The organism is Cupriavidus sp. GA3-3 (assembly GCF_000389805.1).
GTDB lineage: Bacteria > Pseudomonadota > Gammaproteobacteria > Burkholderiales > Burkholderiaceae > Cupriavidus > Cupriavidus necator_D.
In genome coordinates, this window is record NZ_KB944486.1 from 60037 (window position 1) to 79211 (window position 19175).

At 68.7% G+C, this 19175-nt stretch carries 12 protein-coding genes; 6 read left to right on the forward strand and 6 right to left on the reverse strand.

Translation table 11 applies throughout. The annotated features are described in order from the left end of the window. Positions 1-2: 2 nt before the first annotated feature. The 6 genes from gcvP (at position 3) to C265_RS20935 (ending at position 7270) form a co-directional block, all read left to right on the forward strand. The gene (gcvP, locus tag C265_RS20910) at positions 3-2933 is read left to right on the forward strand and encodes an aminomethyl-transferring glycine dehydrogenase (protein WP_011616221.1); all 2931 of its coding nucleotides are present in this window, start codon (positions 3-5) and stop codon (positions 2931-2933) included. A gap of 144 nt (positions 2934-3077) precedes the next feature. Further along, positions 3078-4454 (forward strand): L-serine ammonia-lyase, encoded by a 1377-nt coding sequence (locus C265_RS20915; protein WP_010812171.1) that lies wholly within the window; start codon positions 3078-3080, stop codon positions 4452-4454. A gap of 64 nt (positions 4455-4518) precedes the next feature. Beyond that, positions 4519-5256: an MBL fold metallo-hydrolase gene (locus tag C265_RS20920; protein ID WP_010812172.1), complete on the forward strand. Its 738-nt coding sequence runs from the start codon at positions 4519-4521 to the stop codon at positions 5254-5256. Between the two features lie 27 nt (positions 5257-5283). Further along, a complete protein-coding gene (locus C265_RS20925) occupies positions 5284-5757 on the forward strand; it encodes an OsmC family protein (protein ID WP_010812173.1) in 474 nt (157 codons plus the stop codon). A 10-nt stretch (positions 5758-5767) separates the two neighbouring features. Further along, positions 5768-6631 carry an alpha/beta hydrolase gene (locus tag C265_RS20930; RefSeq protein ID WP_010812174.1) on the forward strand — a complete coding sequence of 288 codons (864 nt, stop codon included), beginning with the start codon at positions 5768-5770 and terminating at the stop codon, positions 6629-6631. A gap of 135 nt (positions 6632-6766) precedes the next feature. After that, a complete protein-coding gene (locus C265_RS20935; protein WP_010812175.1) occupies positions 6767-7270 on the forward strand; it encodes a YMGG-like glycine zipper-containing protein in 504 nt (167 codons plus the stop codon). A 24-nt stretch (positions 7271-7294) separates the two neighbouring features. Here the strand turns inward: C265_RS20935 and C265_RS20940 are convergent, their stop codons facing one another. The 6 genes from C265_RS20940 to C265_RS20965 form a co-directional block, all read right to left on the reverse strand. Beyond that, positions 7295-8410, reverse strand: a complete 1116-nt coding sequence (locus C265_RS20940; RefSeq protein ID WP_010812176.1) for a YbdK family carboxylate-amine ligase — start codon at positions 8408-8410, stop codon at positions 7295-7297. After that, entirely contained in the window at positions 8410-9636 is a 1227-nt protein-coding gene (locus tag C265_RS20945; protein ID WP_010812177.1) for a cation:proton antiporter, read from the reverse strand. Before C265_RS20945 ends, C265_RS20940 begins: the two co-directional genes overlap by 1 nt. Before the next feature lie 166 nt (positions 9637-9802). Then, positions 9803-11767: a tetratricopeptide repeat protein gene (locus C265_RS20950; protein ID WP_010812178.1), complete on the reverse strand. Its 1965-nt coding sequence runs from the start codon at positions 11765-11767 to the stop codon at positions 9803-9805. A gap of 154 nt (positions 11768-11921) precedes the next feature. Then, complete coding sequence (locus tag C265_RS20955) at positions 11922-13073, reverse strand: branched-chain amino acid ABC transporter substrate-binding protein (protein ID WP_010812179.1); 1152 nt, start codon at positions 13071-13073, stop codon at positions 11922-11924. Between the two features lie 155 nt (positions 13074-13228). Continuing rightward, positions 13229-17194 (reverse strand): trifunctional transcriptional regulator/proline dehydrogenase/L-glutamate gamma-semialdehyde dehydrogenase, encoded by a 3966-nt coding sequence (gene putA, locus C265_RS20960; protein WP_010812180.1) that lies wholly within the window; start codon positions 17192-17194, stop codon positions 13229-13231. A 194-nt stretch (positions 17195-17388) separates the two neighbouring features. Continuing rightward, a partial coding sequence (locus tag C265_RS20965) for a primosomal protein N' (protein ID WP_010812181.1) occupies positions 17389-19175 on the reverse strand: 1787 nt, incomplete at its 5' end.

A 19175-nucleotide genomic window follows, 5' to 3' on the forward strand; every position in this document is an offset into this window, starting at 1 on the left:
CAATGAACGCCCCGCTTCCCATGAACGCCGCCCAAGTGAACCGGCCCACGCTGGCCGAACTGGAGGCGCGCGACGCCTTCGCCGCCCGCCATATCGGCCCCGATACCCCCGAACAGCAGCACATGCTGAAGGTGCTCGGCTATGACAGCCGCGCCGCGCTGATCGACGCCGTCATCCCCGCCGCCATCCGCCGCCGCGACGGCATGCCGATGGGCGAGTTCACCGAGCCGCTGAGCGAGGAAGCCGCGCTGGCAAGGCTGCGCGGGCTGGCAGGCAAGAACAGGGTGCTGAAGAGCTTTATCGGCCAGGGCTACTACAACACCGTCACGCCCGGCGTCATCCTGCGCAATATCTTCGAGAACCCGGCCTGGTACACCGCCTACACGCCCTACCAGCCGGAAATCTCGCAAGGCCGCCTGGAAGCGATGCTGAACTTCCAGCAGATGGTCACCGACCTGACCGGGCTGGATATCGCCAATGCGTCGATGCTGGATGAAGGCACTGCCGCGGCCGAAGCCATGACGCTGCTGCAGCGCGTGAACAAGCACGATTCGAACACCTTCTACGTGGCCGACGACGTGCTGCCGCAGACGCTGGAAGTGGTACGCACGCGCGCGCTGCCGATGGGCATCGAAGTCAAGGTCGGCCCCGCCGCCGATGCCGCCGCGGCCAACGCCTTCGGCGTGCTGCTGCAGTATCCGGGCGTAAACGGCGACGTCAACGACTACCGCGCCATCGCCGACGCCGTGCACGCCGCCGGCGGCCTGGTGGTGGCTGCCGCCGACCTGCTGGCGCTGACGCTGATCGCCGCGCCTGGCGAATGGGGCGCCGACGTGGCCGTGGGCAACTCGCAGCGCTTCGGCGTACCGCTGGGCTTCGGCGGCCCGCACGCCGGCTATATGGCGGTGAAGGACGCCTTCAAGCGCTCGATGCCGGGCCGCCTGGTGGGCGTGACCATCGATGCGCAGGGCAACAAGGCCTATCGCCTGGCCCTGCAGACGCGCGAGCAGCATATCCGCCGCGAGAAGGCCACCTCGAACATCTGTACTGCGCAGGTGCTGCTGGCCGTAATGGCCTCGATGTATGCCGTCTACCACGGTCCGCAGGGCCTGAAGCGCATCGCGCAGCGCGTGCATCGCCTGACCGCGACGCTGGCCGCCGGCCTGGAAAAGCTCGGCTTCGCGCGCACCAACGCCAGCTTCTTCGATACGCTGACGCTGGAAACCGGCTTCAACACCGATGCCATCCATGCCGCGGCCACCGCGCGCGGCATCAACCTGCGCCATATCAGCGCCACGCGCGTCGGCATCTCGCTGGACGAGACCGCTACCCGTGCCGACGTGGTCGCGCTATGGGAAGTATTCATGCAGGGCAAGCCGTTGCCCGCGGACGTGGACTTCGACAAGCTCGAGGCCGTCGCGCAGGACGGCTTCCCCTCCGAACTGGCACGCACCGGCGAATACCTGACCCACCCGGTGTTCAACACGCACCACGCCGAACACGAGATGCTGCGCTACCTGCGCATGCTGGCCGACAAGGACCTGGCGCTGGACCGCACCATGATCCCGCTGGGCTCGTGCACGATGAAGCTGAACGCCACCAGCGAGATGATCCCGGTGACCTGGCCCGAATTCAGCCAGATCCACCCGTTCGCGCCGCTGGACCAGACCGTGGGCTACCGCGAGATGATCGACCAGCTCGAGGCCATGCTGTGCGCCGCCACCGGCTACGCCGCGGTGAGCCTGCAACCCAACGCCGGCTCGCAGGGCGAGTACGCGGGCCTGCTGATCATCCACGCCTACCACGCCAGCCGCGGCGAGAGCCATCGCGACATCTGCCTGATTCCGTCGTCCGCACACGGCACCAATCCGGCGTCGGCGCAGATGGCCGGCATGAAGGTGGTGGTCGTAGCCTGCGATGAGGACGGCAACGTCGACCTGCAAGACCTGGCGAAGAAGGCCGAGCAGCACAGCAAGAACCTGGCGGCGATCATGATCACCTACCCGTCCACGCATGGCGTGTTCGAGCAGGGCGTGCAGCAGATTTGCGAGATCGTGCACCAGCACGGCGGCCAGGTGTACGTGGACGGCGCCAACATGAACGCCATGGTCGGCACCGCCGCGCCGGGCCAGTTCGGCGGCGACGTGTCGCACCTGAACCTGCACAAGACCTTCTGCATCCCGCACGGCGGCGGCGGCCCGGGCGTGGGCCCGGTTGCAGTCGGCGCGCACCTGGCTGACTTCCTGCCCAACCAGGACAGCGTCGGCTATCGCCGCGACGACCGCGGCATCGGCGGCGTTTCGGCGGCGCCGTTCGGCTCGGCCAGCATCCTGCCGATCTCGTGGATGTATATCGCGATGATGGGTTCGGCCGGCCTGACCGCCGCCACCGAGAACGCGATCCTGGCGGCCAACTATGTCGCCAAGCGCCTGGCCCCGTACTACCCGGTGCTGTACACCGGCCAGCACGACCTGGTCGCGCACGAGTGCATCCTGGACCTGCGCCCGCTGCAGAAGGACACCGGCATCAGCAATGAAGACGTGGCCAAGCGCCTGATGGACTACGGCTTCCACGCCCCGACCATGAGCTTCCCGGTGCCGGGCACGCTGATGATCGAGCCGACCGAGAGCGAGGCGCTGCACGAGCTGGACCGCTTTATCGACGCGATGATCGCGATCCGCCAGGAAATCGGCCGCGTTGCCGACGGCACCTTCGACCGCGACGACAACCCGCTCAAGCACGCGCCGCACACGGCCGCGGTGGTGACCGCCGACGAGTGGACCCACAAGTACACGCGCGAGGAAGCCGCGTACCCGGTGGCATCGCTGCGCACGCAGAAGTACTGGCCGCCGGTCGGCCGTGCCGACAACGTGTATGGTGACCGCAACCTGTTCTGCGCCTGCGTGCCGGTCAGCGACTACGTGGTGGACTGAGGCGTAGCGCCGCCGCAGCCGCGGCGGCCCGCCAACGAACTATGCTCGAGATGACGGGCATCGCGGTGTCGCGGTGCCCGCCGCAGCCACGCCAACCGACCAAGAAGAGCCTCTTCAGGGCCATCCCATTGCTGGAGACATTCCGTGGCAGTCAGCGTCTTTGATCTGTTCAAGGTGGGCATCGGCCCGTCGAGCTCGCATACCGTAGGCCCGATGCGCGCTGCGCTGATGTTCGCGCAGGGGCTTGAGCGCGACGGCCTGCTGCCGCAGGTGGCGAGCGTGCGTGCCGAGCTCTATGGCTCGCTGGGCGCCACCGGCAAGGGCCACGGCACCGACAAGGGCGTGATCCTCGGCCTGATGGGGGAAGCCCCCGACACCATCGATCCCGATTCGATCGACACGCGCCTGGCCGCGCTGCGCGCGGGCCGCGAGCTGTCCCTGCTGGGCCAGCATGTCGTGCCCTTTGTCGAGAAGGAGCACATCGCCTTCTACCGGCGCGAAGCGATGGCCGAGCACCCCAACGGCATGAAGTTTCATGCCTTCGACGCCGGCGGTGCATCGCTGCGCGAGGCGCGCTACCTGTCGGTCGGCGGCGGCTTCGTCGTGACCGCGGGCGCACCCAATACGCAGGTGCTCAATGCCGCGCAGCAGCTGCCGCACCCGTTCCGCAGCGGCAAGGACATGCTGGAGATGGCCACCGCCAGTGGCAAGAGCATCGCGCGGCTGATGATGGAAAACGAGCTGACCTGGCGCAGCGAGGCGGAAGTCACCAGCGGCCTGCTGCATATCTGGGATGTGATGCAGGCGTGCGTGGCGCGCGGCTGCCGCACCGACGGCGAGCTGCCGGGGCCATTCAGGGTCAAGCGCCGTGCGCCGGAGCTGTTCCGCAGCCTGACCGAGCGCGCCGAGCGCACCCTGTCCGACCCGCTCTCGGTGATGGACTGGGTCAACCTGTACGCCATCGCAGTCAATGAAGAGAACGCCGCCGGCGGGCGCGTGGTCACGGCACCTACCAACGGCGCGGCCGGCATCATCCCCGCGGTGCTGCACTACTACGACCGCTTCGTGCCGGGCGCCAGCAAGCAAGGCGTGGTCGACTTCCTGCTGACCGCGGGCGCGATCGGGCTGCTGTACAAGCTCAATGCGTCGATTTCCGGCGCCGAGGTCGGCTGCCAGGGCGAAGTCGGCGTGGCCTGCTCGATGGCCGCCGGCGCGCTGGCGGCGGTGCAGGGCGGCAGCCCGGCGCAGGTCGAGAACGCGGCCGAGATCGGCATGGAGCACAACCTCGGGCTGACCTGCGACCCGGTTGGCGGACTGGTGCAGATCCCGTGTATCGAGCGCAACGCAATGGCCTCGGTCAAGGCGGTCAACGCGGCGCGCATGGCCTTGCGCGGCGACGGCACGCACTACGTATCGCTCGATTCGGTGATCAAGACCATGCGCGAGACCGGTGCCGACATGAAGACCAAGTACAAGGAGACGGCGCGCGGCGGGCTGGCGGTGAATATCGTGGAATGCTAATGTCCGCGCGCGCAGCGCGGCGTATCATGGCGGCGTTCCCCGAACGAAAAACAAGAGGGCAGCCATGCAGACCTTCCACCAGCTGTTCGACGACACCTCGTCCACCTTCACCTACCTGCTGATCGACGCCGCCACCGGGGACGCGCTGCTGATCGATCCGGTCGACCACCAGCTGGAACGCGACCTGGCGCTGCTGAAGTCAACCGGCGCGCGGCTGGCGTGGGTCATCGAGACCCATGCCCATGCCGACCACATCACCTCGGCCGGCCACCTTGCGTTGCAGACCGGCGCGCACACCGCGGCGCCGTCCGGCTGCGATATCAAGCCCGCGCAGAAGCAACTGATCGACGGCGACACTGTCGCCTTCGGCAAGCAGGTGCTGCGCGCCATCCATACGCCCGGGCACACCGCCGGCAGCATGAGCTACCTGTGGGAAGAGCCCACGCCCGACGGCATCGTGCGCCGCGTCTTCACCGGCGATGCCCTGCTGATCGACGGCTGCGGCCGCACCGACTTCCAGTCGGGCGACGCCGGCACGCTCTACGACAGCCTGACCAGGAAGCTGTTTGCGCTGCCCGACGACACGCAGGTCTATCCGGCCCACGACTACAAGGGCCGCACCTCGTCCACCATCGGCCAGGAGCGCGCCCACAACAGCCGCGTCGCCGGCCGCACGCGTGAAGAGTTCATCGAGATGATGCGCAACCTGAACCTGCCGCGCCCGAAGCTGATCGATGTCGCCGTGGCGGCCAACCAGCGCCTGGGCCTGCGCGACGGCGAAAGCGTGCCGCACGGCGCCTGAGGTTTTCCTAACGTTAGGAGTCTTTGCATGTCCACATACACCGCTGAAGTCCTGTGGCAACGCGACGGGCAGGATTTCGCCGGCAACCGCTACAGCCGCAGGCATGTGCTGCGCTTTGACGGTGGCGCGGAAGTCCCGGGATCGTCATCACCCCATGTGGTGCCATTGCCGATGTCGGATGCGAGCGCGGTCGATCCCGAAGAGATGTTCATCGCCTCGCTGTCCAGCTGCCACATGCTGTGGTTCCTGTCGCTGGCGGCGAAGCAACGCTTTGTCGTCGACCGCTACCTGGATGCGGCCACCGGTGTGATGGAAAAGAACGCGGACGGGCAGACGGCGATGACCGTGGTGACGCTGCGCCCTCAGGTGACGTTTGGCGGCGAGCGCGAGCCCACGCGCGAAGAACTCGATGCCCTGCACCACGCCGCGCATGGCGCCTGCTTTATCGCCAACTCGGTCAGGACCGAGGTGCGCTGCGAACCGGTGTTCGCCTGCGCCTGAGCGCGTTGCCATGCCTGCCATCGCCCCGGCACCGGCGCCAGCGCGGCTGGTGTCGCCGCGGACTGAATCGGTTCGCCGCAGGGTGCTGCGCTGGCTCGGTGCGGGACTGGTCCTGCTTGCCGGAATCAGCATGATGCAGGATCACTTCCTCTACTTTCCCGATAAAGCCTCGGTCGACGCCATGGTCTCGCCCGGGCTGCGCGCCTGGCCGGGGCCGCAGGACTTTCGCGGCCTTGTCGCCGAACCGGCCGGACCGGCGCGCGCCACCGCCATGGTCTTTCACGGCAATGCCGGGCACGCCGGGCATCGCGGCTACTACGCCAGCGCGCTGACGAAGCTGGGCCTTCGCGTGATCCTGGCCGAGTACCCGGCCTACGGCCCGCGCACCGGCGCACTCGGCGAGCGCAGCTTCGTGGCAGACGCGGAACAATCGATTGCGCTGGCCCGGCGCCAGTTCGGCGGCCCGCTGCTGCTGGTCGGCGAGTCGCTGGGCGCGGGCGTGGCCGCAGCGGCCGCGGCGCGCCAGCGCGAGAGCGTCGCCGGCGTGCTGCTGATCACGCCGTGGGACAAGCTTGTGCATATTGCCTCGCATCACTATCCCTGGCTGCCGGCCGGCTGGGTGCTGCGCGACCGCTACGACAGCGCGGCCAACCTGGAAGGCTTCGGCCGCCCGGTGATGGTCGCGGTCGCCGAACGCGACACCATCGTGCCGGCACGCTTCGGCCAGGCGCTCTATGCGTCGCTGGGCGAACCGCGGCGGCTCGCGGTGATCGGCGGCGCCGGGCATAACGACTGGGCCGGGCATGTCGATACGGCCTGGTGGCAGGAAGCGGTCGCGTTCCTGCTGTCCCCGCCACCCACTACAAACAAATAACATCGGGCCGTCAAAACGCTGATTTGACTTACCCCTGCGTGCCGCAAATACTGGCCTTCACAGAACGGCTCGCCACTTGCGCACCGGTCGGTGCGTCCAGCGTCGCGTAGCCGACACCCGTGGGGGAACATCATCATGAAGCAATGCCCGCATCGCAAGCTGTACCGTGGCCTCGGCGTACTGGCCGCGGCGATCGCGCTGACCCCGGCGCTGATCCCGGCTCAGGCCATGGCGCAGAACAAGCCCATGGCCTATCCGGCCAAGGGCCAGAGTCAGCAACAGCAGGCCAGCGACGACGGCGCCTGCTACAGCTGGGCCAAGCAGCAGACCGGCGTGGATCCGGCACAGGCCGCCAACGCCCCGCCGCCGGCCCAGGCGCAGAGCGGCCAGCGCGTGCGGGGTGCCGCGGGCGGCGCCGCGGCGGGCGCGGTGGTGGGCGCGATGGCAGGCGATGCCGGCAAGGGTGCGGCGGTCGGCGCTGCAGCGGGTACGGTGGGGGGCGGCGTGGCGCACCGGCAGTCGCGCCGCCAGGCGAACGCGGCCAACCAGCAGGCGGCGGCCAATACCAGCCAGGCGATGGGCTCGTACTACCAGGCCTGGGGCGCCTGCATGCAGGGGCGCGGCTACAGCGTCAAATAAGACAAGGGGCAGCCTGGCGCAGCCTCAGGCAGCCCACCGGTCACACGCCTTGCGCACCGTTTCACGCTGGCTGCGCGCATCGGCATCGACCTGGCGCAGCCACTCGGCGTCGCCGTCGCGGCGCTCGGCCAGCGCGCGGATATTGGCCAGCGCCTCCAGCGAGCCGAGTGCCTCGGCGTGCGGCACCAGCGCGTCGCAGATCGACAGGATGTGGTCGGCGATCGGCATGCGCGTCAGTTCGTTGGGATGCACGTACTCCCCCTCCAGCCCGAAACGGCAGGCCTGGAAGCGGTTGAAGGTGTACACCAGGTAATCGTCTTCCTGCGGCATGAAGGGGCGCGACAGCAGCAGGTAGCGCGCCAGCATCTGGATATAGGCGGCGATATCACAGGCGCGCTGCACCGTCAGCGGCGTGTCCATCACGCGGACCTCGATGGTGCCGAACTCGGGCTTGGGCCGGATATCCCAGTAGAAGTCCTTCATGCTCTCGATCACGCCGGTATTGCGCATCTTCTCGAAATACGCGGTGAAGGCGTCCCACGTCAGCAGGAACGGCGCCCGCCCGCTCATCGGGAAGGCCGCGACCGAATTCAGCCGCGCCGAGGCAAAGCCGGTATCCACGCCCTGCACATAGGGCGAGGATGCCGCCAGCGCCACAAAGTGCGGCACATAGCGGCCGATGGCGTGCAGCAGGAACAGCGATTCGTCGGCGCTGGGGCAGCCGATATGCACGTGCTGGCCGAACACCGTGAACTGCTTGGCGAGGTAGCCGTACAGCTCTGAGATGTACTGGTAGCGCGGCGAATCCGAGATGGTGCGGTCGGCCCACTGCTGGAACGGGTGGGTGCCGCCGCCGGCAATGCCCAGGTTCAGCGAGCGCGAGGCCGCCACCATCAGGTCGCGCATCACGGTCAGCTCCTCCAGCGCCTGCTGGTAGGTGTGGCAGATCCCGGTGCTGATCTCGATCATCGACGGGCTGATCTCCGGCTTGATGTCGCCGGCATGCTCGGCGCCCTTGAGCGCGCGCAGCAGGTCGGGCGCGAACGGGGCCAGGTCATAGTCATGCCGGTTGACCAGCTGCAGCTCCAGCTCCACGCCGAAGGTCAGCGCCTCAGAGTGCTTGAACGTTTCGAGCGACATCAGCGCCCTCCTCCATTGGCCCGGATGTCGACGCGGACTTCGCCTGCGTAGCGCAGCGCCCAGGCCGCGATCACCGGACCGAAAAGTTGTTCGATTGCCAGCGCGCACAGGATGATGGCCGCCAGCGGCTGGCCGGTACCGGGGTAGAGCCGCGCCACGTCATGCATCAGCAGGTAGGCGAGGCCCGACATCGGCGCCAGCGCCAGCCCCAGCGCCATGCACTGGCGCAGGCTCAGGCCCGAGAACGAGCCCAGCGAGACCACGCCGGCCAGCTTGGCCACATGGCGCAGCACCACCAGCGCGATGGCGTAAACGCCGCCCACGGCCCAGTCCTGTGCCGTCAGCGGCAGGCCCAGCGACACCACCATCACGATGATCAGCAGGCTGCCGGCGCTGCCGAAATGCGGCGGCCACACATGCGGCTGGTTGTCCTGGTGCTTGAACACGACACCGGCCAGCATCAGCGTCAGCGGCATCGACAATTTTAGTACCCGGGTCAGCGCCAGCGTGAACAGCACCAGGCCCACCAGCACCAGGAAGCTGTAGTGGTCGTCGGCCGACATGCGGTCATAGATGGCATGGCCGAGCTTGCCCACCACCCACGCCAGCAGGCACGAGCCCACCAGCAGGTACAGCGGATGCAGCAGCGCCGCGCCCAGGTTGCCGTATTCCGAATGCAGCCAGCCGGTGGCGACCTGCACGATGGCGGCGGCGTAGATGCTGTTGAGTGCGGCCATCGCCATCAGGCGCTCGGTGACCTGGCCGTCGGCGCGCAACTCATTCTTGAGCTGCAGCACGATGGTGGGCGAGGTGCTGACCGCGATGCCGCCGGCCAGGATCGCCACGCCGGGCGAGGCGCCGATCCATTGCAGCACCGCCGCCACCAGGCCCCAGGTCAGCAGGCTTTCAAAGGCACTGGTCAGCAGCAGCCAGCGGTTGGCGCGCAGCCAGGTCAGCGAGAGGCGATGCCCGAGTTCGAACAAGGCCAGCGCCAGCGCCATATCGATCAGGATACGGGTCTGGTTGATCATGTTCTCGTCGACGATGCCGCGCCCCAGCATGCCGGCGCAAAGCCCCGCCGCGGCATACCCGACGATGCGCGGGCAGCGCAGCCAGCGCCGGCTCAGCTCACCGGCCAGGCCGGCGCCGACCAGCGCCAGCCCGACCCAGAACAGGCCGCCGGGCGCGAGCGGGAGGCTTGGAAAAAGTTGGCTCAGTCCGTTCATGGCGACATGGTAATGTAAGCACTTCACAATCCATGTCAGTGATTGTCCGACACCGCACAAAACACGCGCACAACTTCTGTCATCTGCACGTAAAAAACGCCATCTCCGGATGGCGTTTTTTACATCCCTTACATGTTCAGACCGTTCGGCGGCCCGGAGCGACGTTTCAGACGCCCCAGACTTTCCACATCGGGCGGGTTGCCTTGAGCGCGGCCTCCACCTGTGCGTACAAAGTGCGCGTCGAGCCCTGCGCGGCCCCGCGGGCACGGGCCTTTTCGAAATACCCCAGCGCGGTTTCACGCTGGTCCAGGCCAAGCGCCGACTGCACCGCGCGCAGGTACACCTCGGCATCCCAGTCGTCACGCACGGCGAAGGCTGCGATAAAGTCGGCCAGCGCGGCATCGTGGCGCCGCGCTGCATGGTGGACCAGCCCGCGCTGCACGCGCGGGCCGGCCTGGTCCAGCGGATCGCCCTCGGTCAGCGCCACGGCCTGTTCGAACAGCGGCAGCGCGCGCTCGGGCTCGCCCGCGTCGCGCCAGACCTGGCCGAAGCGGTTGTACAGCCAGGCGTCCTCGACCAGCAGCGCGCGGCGCTGCTGGGCCTCGATCTCGGCCAGGGCATCAGTGCGGTCGTGCTCGTCCATGCCGGCCACCTGCGCCTGCAGCAGCGCGGCAAAGTGCGCGCGCGCATGCGCCATCGGGTGCGCGGCCTCGCTGCGGGCTTCCACCGGCAGCGCGTCCAGCCGGGCATCCATATGCATCATCGCGGCACGGGCGGCCTCGGTCGGCTCGGCGCCGCTCATGGCCTTCCAGGCCGCGATCATGCGGCTGAAGGCCCAGGTCACGTCGGCCGGGTTACGCTCCAGCGGGTAGCGGTTGAGCACCTCGCCGGCCAGCTCGGCCACTTTCTGGTGCTGGCCGGCGTCGGCGTGGCAGTCGAGCAGGTCGATCCAGTGATCGATGAACTCGCTGGCGGCCATGCCCTGCTGGTGCAGCGCGATGCGCTCGTCCACGTGCGCGGCGTCGGCCGGCAGGCTGCGCGACAGCAGCCGGCAAAGCAGCGAATAGACATGCGGGTCGGCATTGCCGCCGTGCCCCGCGGCATCGCCCTGGCCGGTGGCGAAATACTGGTCGAAGCGCGCCACGCCGGCACGGCCGGCCTGCACAAGCACCGGCCGCAGCGCGGCCTCGGCGGCCGGCACCTCGTCGATGAACTCGCCCAGCGCCATGGCGGCGCGGTAGTAGCCGGCACCGTCGTCGGACTGGTCGGTCAGCGTGAAGCGCAGCCACGGCTCGCGATCGGCCGGCTGGGTGCTGTCGGCGCGCTGCGCCAGCTGGTGGCGCCAGGCCAGTTCGCGTACCTGGCTCTGCGGGTCGGGCACCTGGCGCAGGTAGACCGCCAGGTCGTCCAGCGCCCCCTGGACGTCGCCCACGCCGTGGCGCAGCGGTGCACGCAGGCGGCGCGCCTCGGGGTGGTCAGGGTGCTCGGCCAGCACACGGGCGGCCTGGTCGGCGGCCACGGCGTCACCGGCTGCGGGATCGAGCTCCAGCAGATGCGGGTTGTCCAGGGCCACGCGGCCCAGGCAGACGCGCATCAGGGGCTCCACCGGAACGCCGGCGGCCTCGGCCCGGGCGATGTAGTCCGTCACCAGCGGTGCGATGTCATCTGCGCCCAGGTCGGGATTGCGGACCATCAGATCATGCCAGTAGCGTGCCGCGGCGGCCATGTCGCCCATGCGCAGCGCGGCCAGGCCGGCGTGGAAATGCGCGGCCCATTCGCCCGTCAGCAGGCCGCTGCGTTGCGCGGCCTCATGCAGCCACGGGCGCGCCTCGGCATCGCGGCCCAGGCTCATCAGCATGGCGCCGTAGCGGTGCGCGATCACCCCGCGCGAGGCCCAGCGGTGCGGCGGCTGCAGCGGCAGCGTGTCAAGCCGCGCCAGCGCCTCGTCCAGCACCGCCAGTGCGGCGTTGGCGTCACCGTTGTCAAAGTGCAGCCGCGCCCGCAGCGTGACGAAATCAACCACCTCGGGGCGGGCCTGCGACAGCTGGTCGGCAATCTGCAGGGCTTCGGTGAAGCGCCCCTGGTTGGCTAGCCCGATGGCGTGGTCGTAGCTGGCTTCCTGCTCGGACACGTACTGCTCCTATGGATTGAAAAAATGTGCGAGTGCGGGATTATGCGCCAATGGGGGAGATACGGAATTGTTTGGGAGGCTTGCCGCCAAGCCCCCAAAAGAAAAAACGCCACCCAAAGGCAGCGTTCTCCCATAACCAAAACCAGCCAGCAGCTTACTTCCCGCCAACCGTCTCCAGCACCGTCCACTTGCCGCCAACCACCTTATAGACAGTGATACCACCATCCTTCAGGTCGCCGCGCGCGTCATACGCCAGCGTCTTGGTGGTCACGCCCTGCATATTGGTAGCAGCCAGCACCGGCAGGTAGCGCGCCGGGTCGGTCGAGCCGGCCTTGACCATGGCCGACATCATCGCGGTGGCGCCGTCGTAGGCGTACGGCGAGTAGGTCTGCACCTTCGAGCCAAAGCGCTTCTCGTACTTCTTCTCGTACGTGGAGCCGCCAGGCATCTGGTCCAGCGGCAGGCCGGCCAGCGACACCACGGTGCCTTCGGCGGCCGGGCCGGCGAGCTTCAGGAAGTTGTCGGTCTTGGACATTTCGCCCGACACCAGCGGGGCCTTCATGCCCAGTTCCTTGACCTGCTTGGCCATCGGCGCGGACTGGGTCTCGGCGCCGCCGTAGAAGATGATGTCCGGGTTGCTGCGCTTGATGTTGGTCAGCACGGCCTTGAAGTCCACCGCCTTGTCGTTGGTGAACTCGCGGCGCACGATCTTGCCGCCGGCGGCCTTGGCGGCCTTCTCGAACTCGTCGGCCAGGCCCTGGCCGTACGCGGTGCGGTCATCGACGATGGCGATGTTCTTCGCGCCCAGCTTCTTCACCACGAAGGCGCCGATCACCGAGCCCTGCTGGGTGTCGGAGGTCATCATGCGGAAGGTGGTCTTGAAGCCTTGCTTGGTGTATTCCGGCGCGGTCGCCATGGCGATCTGCGGAATGCCGGCGCGGTTGTAGACCATCGACGCCGGGATGGTGGTGCCCGAGTTGAAGTGGCCGAGCATGCCCTGGATGCCGTTATCCACCAGCTTCTGCGCCACCACCGAGCCGGTCTTCGGGTCGGCCTGGTCGTCTTCTGAGACCAGCACGAACTTGACTTCCTTGCCGCCGATCTTGGGCTTGGTGGCGTTCATGTCCTCGATCGCGAGGACGATGCCGTTCTGCATGTCCTTGCCGTACTGCGCCTGGCCGCCGGTCATCGGGCCGGCAAAGCCCAGCTTGATTTCCTGGGCCTGCGCGAACGCGGCGGAGGCGGCGGTCAGGCCAGCCAGGGTCAGGGCAACGGTCATTGCCGTCTTGTGGAATGTCGAGCTCATCAGATCTCCTTGGGTCCCAAATGGTGCCGATGTGGTGCCGTTGCCGGCAGTTATAGCGGTGCAGCCTGGCAGTGCCGCACCTTGCTTCAATACGCAACGGGGCGGGATCGCCGCCACCGCTGCGTGCTTCGACATGACGAGGTCCGAGGGTTGCCTCAGCCGATCGTCATCAAACTGGCATTGCCGCCCGCGGCTGCGGTGTTGACCGAAAGCGAGCGCTCGATCAGCAAACGGTCGAGCGCGATATTCGGTTCACCTTGCGCCAGGCCCTGCACGCCGATGATCGGACCGGGGCGCACCGCCACCTGCTCGCACACCGTGCGCAGCTGGTCGGAATCTCCGTGGTGCAGCACCGCATCGATAGCGATGTCCGCCGCGGTCCAGTCGGCCACCATGCGGACGCGCGATTGTACGCCCTTAGGCAGGCGCGCAAACAGCCCCCGGCTGACAGGGTTTTCCGGCCATACGGCGTCTGCGCCGACGGTCAGCACGGCGCCCAGCTGCAGCGCCAGGTCGGCCTCCTGCGTGGCCAGGCACAGCACGTGCTCGCGCGGCAGCAGGGTGTAGGTGTTGCGCTCGCCGGTGGGGCCGGGCAGCGTCACGGTCAGGCCCGAGGGCGAGGCCTCGGCCAGGCGCTCGCAGGCGGCGGCCACCGCCGGCAGCTCGGCCCTGGCCCAGGCCTGGAAGGCCGCTGCGGCCTCGTCGCGCAGCGTGGCCGCCTCGGCGCCGCCGCCTGCTTCCGACGCGCGCACGCTGCGTACCACCGCGTCCTGCGGGCAGACCGACAGCAGGCGGTGCAGGTACAGCGGGCCGCCCGCCTTCGGGCCGGTGCCCGACAGGCCTTCGCCGCCAAAGGGCTGCACGCCCACCACGGCGCCGACGATATTGCGGTTGACATACAGGTTGCCCACATGGGCACGGCTGACGATGTGCGAGATGGTCTCGTCGATGCGGGTATGGATGCCCAGCGTCAGGCCGTAGCCGGTGGCGTTGATCTGGCTGACCATGGTGTCCAGCGCCGCGCGCGGAAAGCGCACCACGTGCAGCACCGGGCCGAACACCTCGCGCTTGAGTTCCTCGATGCTATCCAGTTCGATCAGCGTCGGCGGCACGAAGGTGCCGTTGCGGCAGCTGGCGCCCTGCGCGGCGTTGGGGTCGGCCTGATGGACACGGCGGCCCTTGGCGCGCATGGCATCGACATGGCGCACGATATTGCCGCGCGCTTCGTCGTCGATCACCGGGCCGACGTCGGTCGAGAGCCGGTCCGGATTGGCCATGTTCAGTTCCTGCATGGCGCCCTTGAGCATTTCCAGCACGCGGTCGGCCACGTCTTCCTGCAGGCACAGCACGCGCAGCGCCGAGCAGCGCTGGCCGGCCGAATCGAAAGCGGAGCTGAGGACATCGCCCACCACCTGTTCAGCCAGCGCCGACGAGTCGACGATCATCGCGTTCTGTCCGCCGGTCTCCGCGATCAGCGGGATCGGGCGGCCGGCGGCGTCGAGGCGGCCGGCGACGTTGCGCTGCAGGATGCGCGCGACTTCGGTCGAGCCGGTGAACATCACACCCTTGACGCGGGCGTCGCCGACCAGCGCGGCGCCCACGGTCTCGCCGCGGCCCGGCAGCAGCTGCACCGCGCCGGCCGGAACGCCGGCTTCGCGCAGCAGGCGCACGGCGGCGGCGGCGATCAGCGGGGTCTGCTCGGCGGGCTTGGCCAGCACCGGGTTGCCGGCGGCCAGCGCCGCGGCCACCTGGCCGGTGAAGATCGCCAGCGGGAAGTTCCACGGGCTGATGCAGACCACCGGGCCCAGCGGACGGTGGGTCTCGTTGTCGAAGCTGCGGCGCACCTCGGCGGCGTAGTAGCGCAGGAAGTCCACGGCTTCGCGCACTTCGGCGATGGCGTTGGAGAAGGTCTTGCCGGCCTCGCGCATGATGATGCCCATCAGCGACTGCATCTGGGCTTCCATCAGGTCGGCGGCGCGCTCCAGCGCGGCCGCGCGCACGTCCGGCGGCGTCGCCTGCCAGATCGGCGCGGCGTTGATGGCGGCCTGCAGCGCGGCGTCGACCTCGGCCTGGCCGGCCTCGGTGACATGGCCCACCACATCGCGGTGGTCGGCCGGGTTCAGCACCGGCGTGGTGATGGCGTCGGCTGCGCGCGGTACCTCGGCGCCGAGCAGCGGCTCGGCCACGAAGCGCTCGCTGGTGCCTGCCAGCAGCGCCGACGACAGCGACGCCAGGCGATGCTCGTTCGCGAGATCGATGCCGGCCGAATTGGGGCGGCTCTTGCCGTACAGCGTGCGCGGCGACGGGATGCGCGGGTGCGGCAGGCCCAGCACGCCTTCTTCGCGGTGCATGGCTTCGACCACGGCGACCGGGTCGGCCACCAGCTCGTCCAGCGAGATGGTGTCATCGGCGATGCGGTTCACGAACGAGGTATTGGCACCGTTCTCCAGCAGGCGGCGCACCAGGTAGGCCAGCAGCGTTTCATGCGTGCCGACCGGCGCGTAGATGCGGCACGGGCGGTTGAACTTGCCGTCCGCGGTGGCGCCAACCACCTGGTCGTACAGCGGCTCGCCCATGCCGTGCAGGCACTGGAACTCATACTGGCCGGGATAGTAGCTGTGGCCGGCGATCTGGTAGATGGCCGACAGCGTATGCGCATTGTGCGTGGCGAACTGCGGGTAGATCGCGTCCGGCACCGACAGCAGCTTGCGCGCGCAGGCGATGTACGACACGTCGGTGTAGACCTTGCGCGTGTAGACCGGGTAGCCCTCCAGCCCGTCGAGCTGGGCGCGCTTGATCTCGCTGTCCCAGTAGGCGCCCTTGACCAGGCGGATCATCAGGCGGTGGCGGCTGCGGCGGGCCAGGTCGATCAGGTAGTCGATCACGAACGGGCAGCGCTTCTGGTAGCCCTGCACCACGAAGCCGATGCCGTTCCAGCCCGCCAGCTCGGGCTCGAAGCACAGGCGCTCGAGCAGGTCCAGCGAGATCTCCAGGCGGTCGGCTTCCTCGGCGTCGATATTGATGCCGATGTCGTACTGGCGTGCCAGCAGCGTCAGCGACTTCAGGCGCTCGTACAGCTCGCCCACCACGCGCTCATGCTGCGCGCGGCTGTAGCGCGGGTGCAGCGCCGACAGCTTGATCGAGATGCCCGGGCCCTCATAGATGCCGCGCCCGCGCGAGGCCTGGCCGATGGCGTGGATGGCCTGCTCGTACGAGGCCAGGTAGCGCTGCGCGTCGGCCTCGGTCATGGCGGCCTCGCCCAGCATGTCGTAGGAGTAGCGGAAGCCTTCGGCCTCGTACTTGCGCGCGTTGGCCAGCGCCTCGGAAATGGTCTCGCCGGTGACGAACTGCTCGCCCATCAGGCGCATCGCCATGTCCACGCCCTTGCGGATCAGCGGCTCGCCGCCCTTGCCGATGATGCGCGTGAGCGCCTTGGTCAGGCCCGATTCGGTATGGGTGGCGACCAGCTTGCCGGTCAGCAGCAGGCCCCAGGTGGCGGCGTTAACGAACAGCGACGGGCTCTGGCCCAGGTGCGACTGCCAGTTGGCGCCGCTGATCTTGTCGCGGATCAGCGCGTCGCGGGTGGCCTTGTCGGGGATGCGCAGCAGGGCCTCGGCCAGGCACATCAGCGCCACGCCTTCCTGCGACGACAGCGAGAATTCCTGGATCAGGCCCTGCACCAGGCCCTCGCGGCCGCTGCCGACCTTCTGCTCGCGCAGCCGCGTGGCCAGGGTCTTGGCCATCTTGATGGCGGCCTCGCCTTGCTGCTGCGGCAGGCGCGCCTGCTCCAGCAGCACCGGTACGCAATCGGCTTCCGGGCGGCGATAGGCAGAGGTAATGGCAGCACGCAGCACCGATTGCGGCTGGATGCTTTGGGCGAACTCCAGGAACGGCTGCGGCGCATCGCCATGGACCAGCTCGGCTCCGTCGGCGCCATCCGCGTCGGCGCTACCGGCGGCGCCGGTCTCGTGCGGCAGGTGGCCGCGCTCGATCTGCTCGAGGTAGGTGAAGATAGCCTGCTTGATCAGCCAGTGCGGCGTGCGGTCGATGGATTGGGCAACGCGCTTGAGGCGGTCGCGCGAGGCGTCGTCGAGCTTGACGCCGAGAGTGGTGGTGGCCATGCGGGCATTTCTCCGAAAGACTGGAGCCGCCGCCGGTGCTACCTCGTCCATGCCGGCAGGCACGGGCGCGCGACCGGCCGCAGCCTGTGAGCTGGCGCGATCTTACTCCCGAAAATCACCAAGGTGCAACCTAGTGCAACCCTATCGGAAACCCTAATGCCAGGGTTGCACCTTTCACTGCCACGCCAGCTGACTCAGATCCGCAACGGGTCGATCTCAAGCTGCCAGCGCACCCCTTTTGCCTCCGTCCCCACATCTGCGAAAGTCTGCACCCACTCAGCCACGAAGCGTTGCAGCACCGGCCGCGAGGTGGCCTCAACCAGCATCTGCGCACGCTCCCGGTTGAAGATGCGCACCATCGACATCGGCACCGGATCGTGCAGTTGCACCTCGGCCGCCAGCTCGCAGGTTTCGGCATGCCGGCGCGCCACTTCCAGGAACTGCAGCGCCCGCTCCAGCTGGCCGTGGTCGGCGGTTACCAGCACCTGGTAGCAGAACGGGGGCAACCCGGCCTGGCGCCGCTCGCGCAACTGGGTGGCCGCGAATCCATCATAGTCGTGGCGCGTCAGCGCCTGCAATGCCGGGGTGTCCGGGTAGCGCGTCTGGATCAGCACCTCGCCCGGCAAGCCGGCCCGCCCTGCCCGCCCGGCCACCTGCATCAGCGAGGCGAACAGATGCTCGGCGGCGCGGAAGTCATGGCTGAACATGGCCGCGTCCGGATGGACGATGCCGACCAGGGTCACGCGCTGGAAGTCATGCCCCTTGGCCACCATCTGCGTGCCCACCAGGATGTCGACTTCGCCGGCATGGACTTCGTCGAACATGGCTTGCGCGCTGCCCTTGCGGCGCGTGGAATCTGCGTCGATGCGGGCGATGCGCGCCTGCGGGAAGCGCGTCGCCAATGCCTCTTCGATGCGCTGCGTGCCACGCCCCAGCGGCGCGATGTCGACGTTGCCGCAGTCCGGGCAGTGGTGCGGCACCGGCGCCTCCAGGCCGCAGTGGTGGCAGCGCAGGCGCCGTTCGGGGCGGTGCAGCACCAGGTAGGCCGAGCAGCGCGGGCAGCCCGACAGCCAGCCGCAGCTGTCGCAGGCAATCACCGGCGCGTAGCCGCGGCGGTTCAGGAACAGCAGGCTCTGCTCGCCGCGCGCCAGGCGCGCGTCGATGGCTTCCAGCAGCGGCACCGACAAGCCTTCGAACAGCGGGCGCTGGCGCTGGCGCTCGTGGTTCAGGTCGACCAGGCGCACTGTCGGCAGGGTCGCTTCGGCCTGGGCGCGCTCGCGCAGCACCAGCTTGCGGTAAGTGCCCTGCCCGGCCCGCCACCAGGTCTCCATCGACGGCGTGGCCGAACCAAGCACCACGGCAATGCCGCGCTGCTTGGCGCGCCACACCGCCAGGTCGCGCGCCGAGTAGCGCAGCCCTTCCTGCTGCTTGTAGGAAGTGTCGTGTTCCTCGTCGACCACGATCAGCGCCAGCGCCGGCAGCGAGGCCATCACCGCCATGCGCGTGCCCAGCACGATGCGGGCCTCGCCGCGGTGCGCGGCCAGCCACTGCAGGCTGCGCTCCTGGTCGGCCAGGCCGCTGTGCAGCACCGCCAGCGGCAGGTGCGGGAAGCGTGCAGCGATGCGGGCCTGCAGTTGCGGGGTCAGGTTGATTTCAGGCACCAGCATCAGCACCTGGGCCTGGGGGTCGCGTTCGAGCAGCGCCTGCATCGCATGCAGGTAGACCTCGGTCTTGCCGCTGCCGGTCACCCCGTGCAGCAGGAACGGCGCGAAGCCCTCGGCCTCGGCAATTGCCTGCACCGCGGCGCGCTGCTCGTCGTGCAGCGGCGGCGCGGCCGATGGCGGCTGTGCGGGGTCGGTCGGCAGCAGGGGGCGCGCGGTGCGACTGGCCTCGACCCAGCCGGCGGCCTGCCATTCGGCCAGCCGCGCCGGTGCCGCCGCGCACAGCACGCGGGCGTCGGCCAGCGTCAGCGGCTCGGCCG

Bases quoted from the DNA above. Each gene is read 5' to 3' on its own strand.
- gcvP (WP_011616221.1), top strand. From the start codon at position 3: ATGAACGCCCCGCTTCCCATGAACGCCGCCCAAGTGAACCGGCCCACG.
- C265_RS20920 (WP_010812172.1), top strand. From the start codon at position 4,519: ATGCAGACCTTCCACCAGCTGTTCGACGACACCTCGTCCACCTTCACC.
- C265_RS20925 (WP_010812173.1), top strand. From the start codon at position 5,284: ATGTCCACATACACCGCTGAAGTCCTGTGGCAACGCGACGGGCAGGAT.
- C265_RS20930 (WP_010812174.1), top strand. From the start codon at position 5,768: ATGCCTGCCATCGCCCCGGCACCGGCGCCAGCGCGGCTGGTGTCGCCG.
- C265_RS20935 (WP_010812175.1), top strand. From the start codon at position 6,767: ATGAAGCAATGCCCGCATCGCAAGCTGTACCGTGGCCTCGGCGTACTG.
- C265_RS20940 (WP_010812176.1), bottom strand. From the start codon at position 8,410: ATGTCGCTCGAAACGTTCAAGCACTCTGAGGCGCTGACCTTCGGCGTG.
- C265_RS20945 (WP_010812177.1), bottom strand. From the start codon at position 9,636: ATGAACGGACTGAGCCAACTTTTTCCAAGCCTCCCGCTCGCGCCCGGC.
- C265_RS20955 (WP_010812179.1), bottom strand. From the start codon at position 13,073: ATGAGCTCGACATTCCACAAGACGGCAATGACCGTTGCCCTGACCCTG.
- putA (WP_010812180.1), bottom strand. From the start codon at position 17,194: ATGGCCACCACCACTCTCGGCGTCAAGCTCGACGACGCCTCGCGCGAC.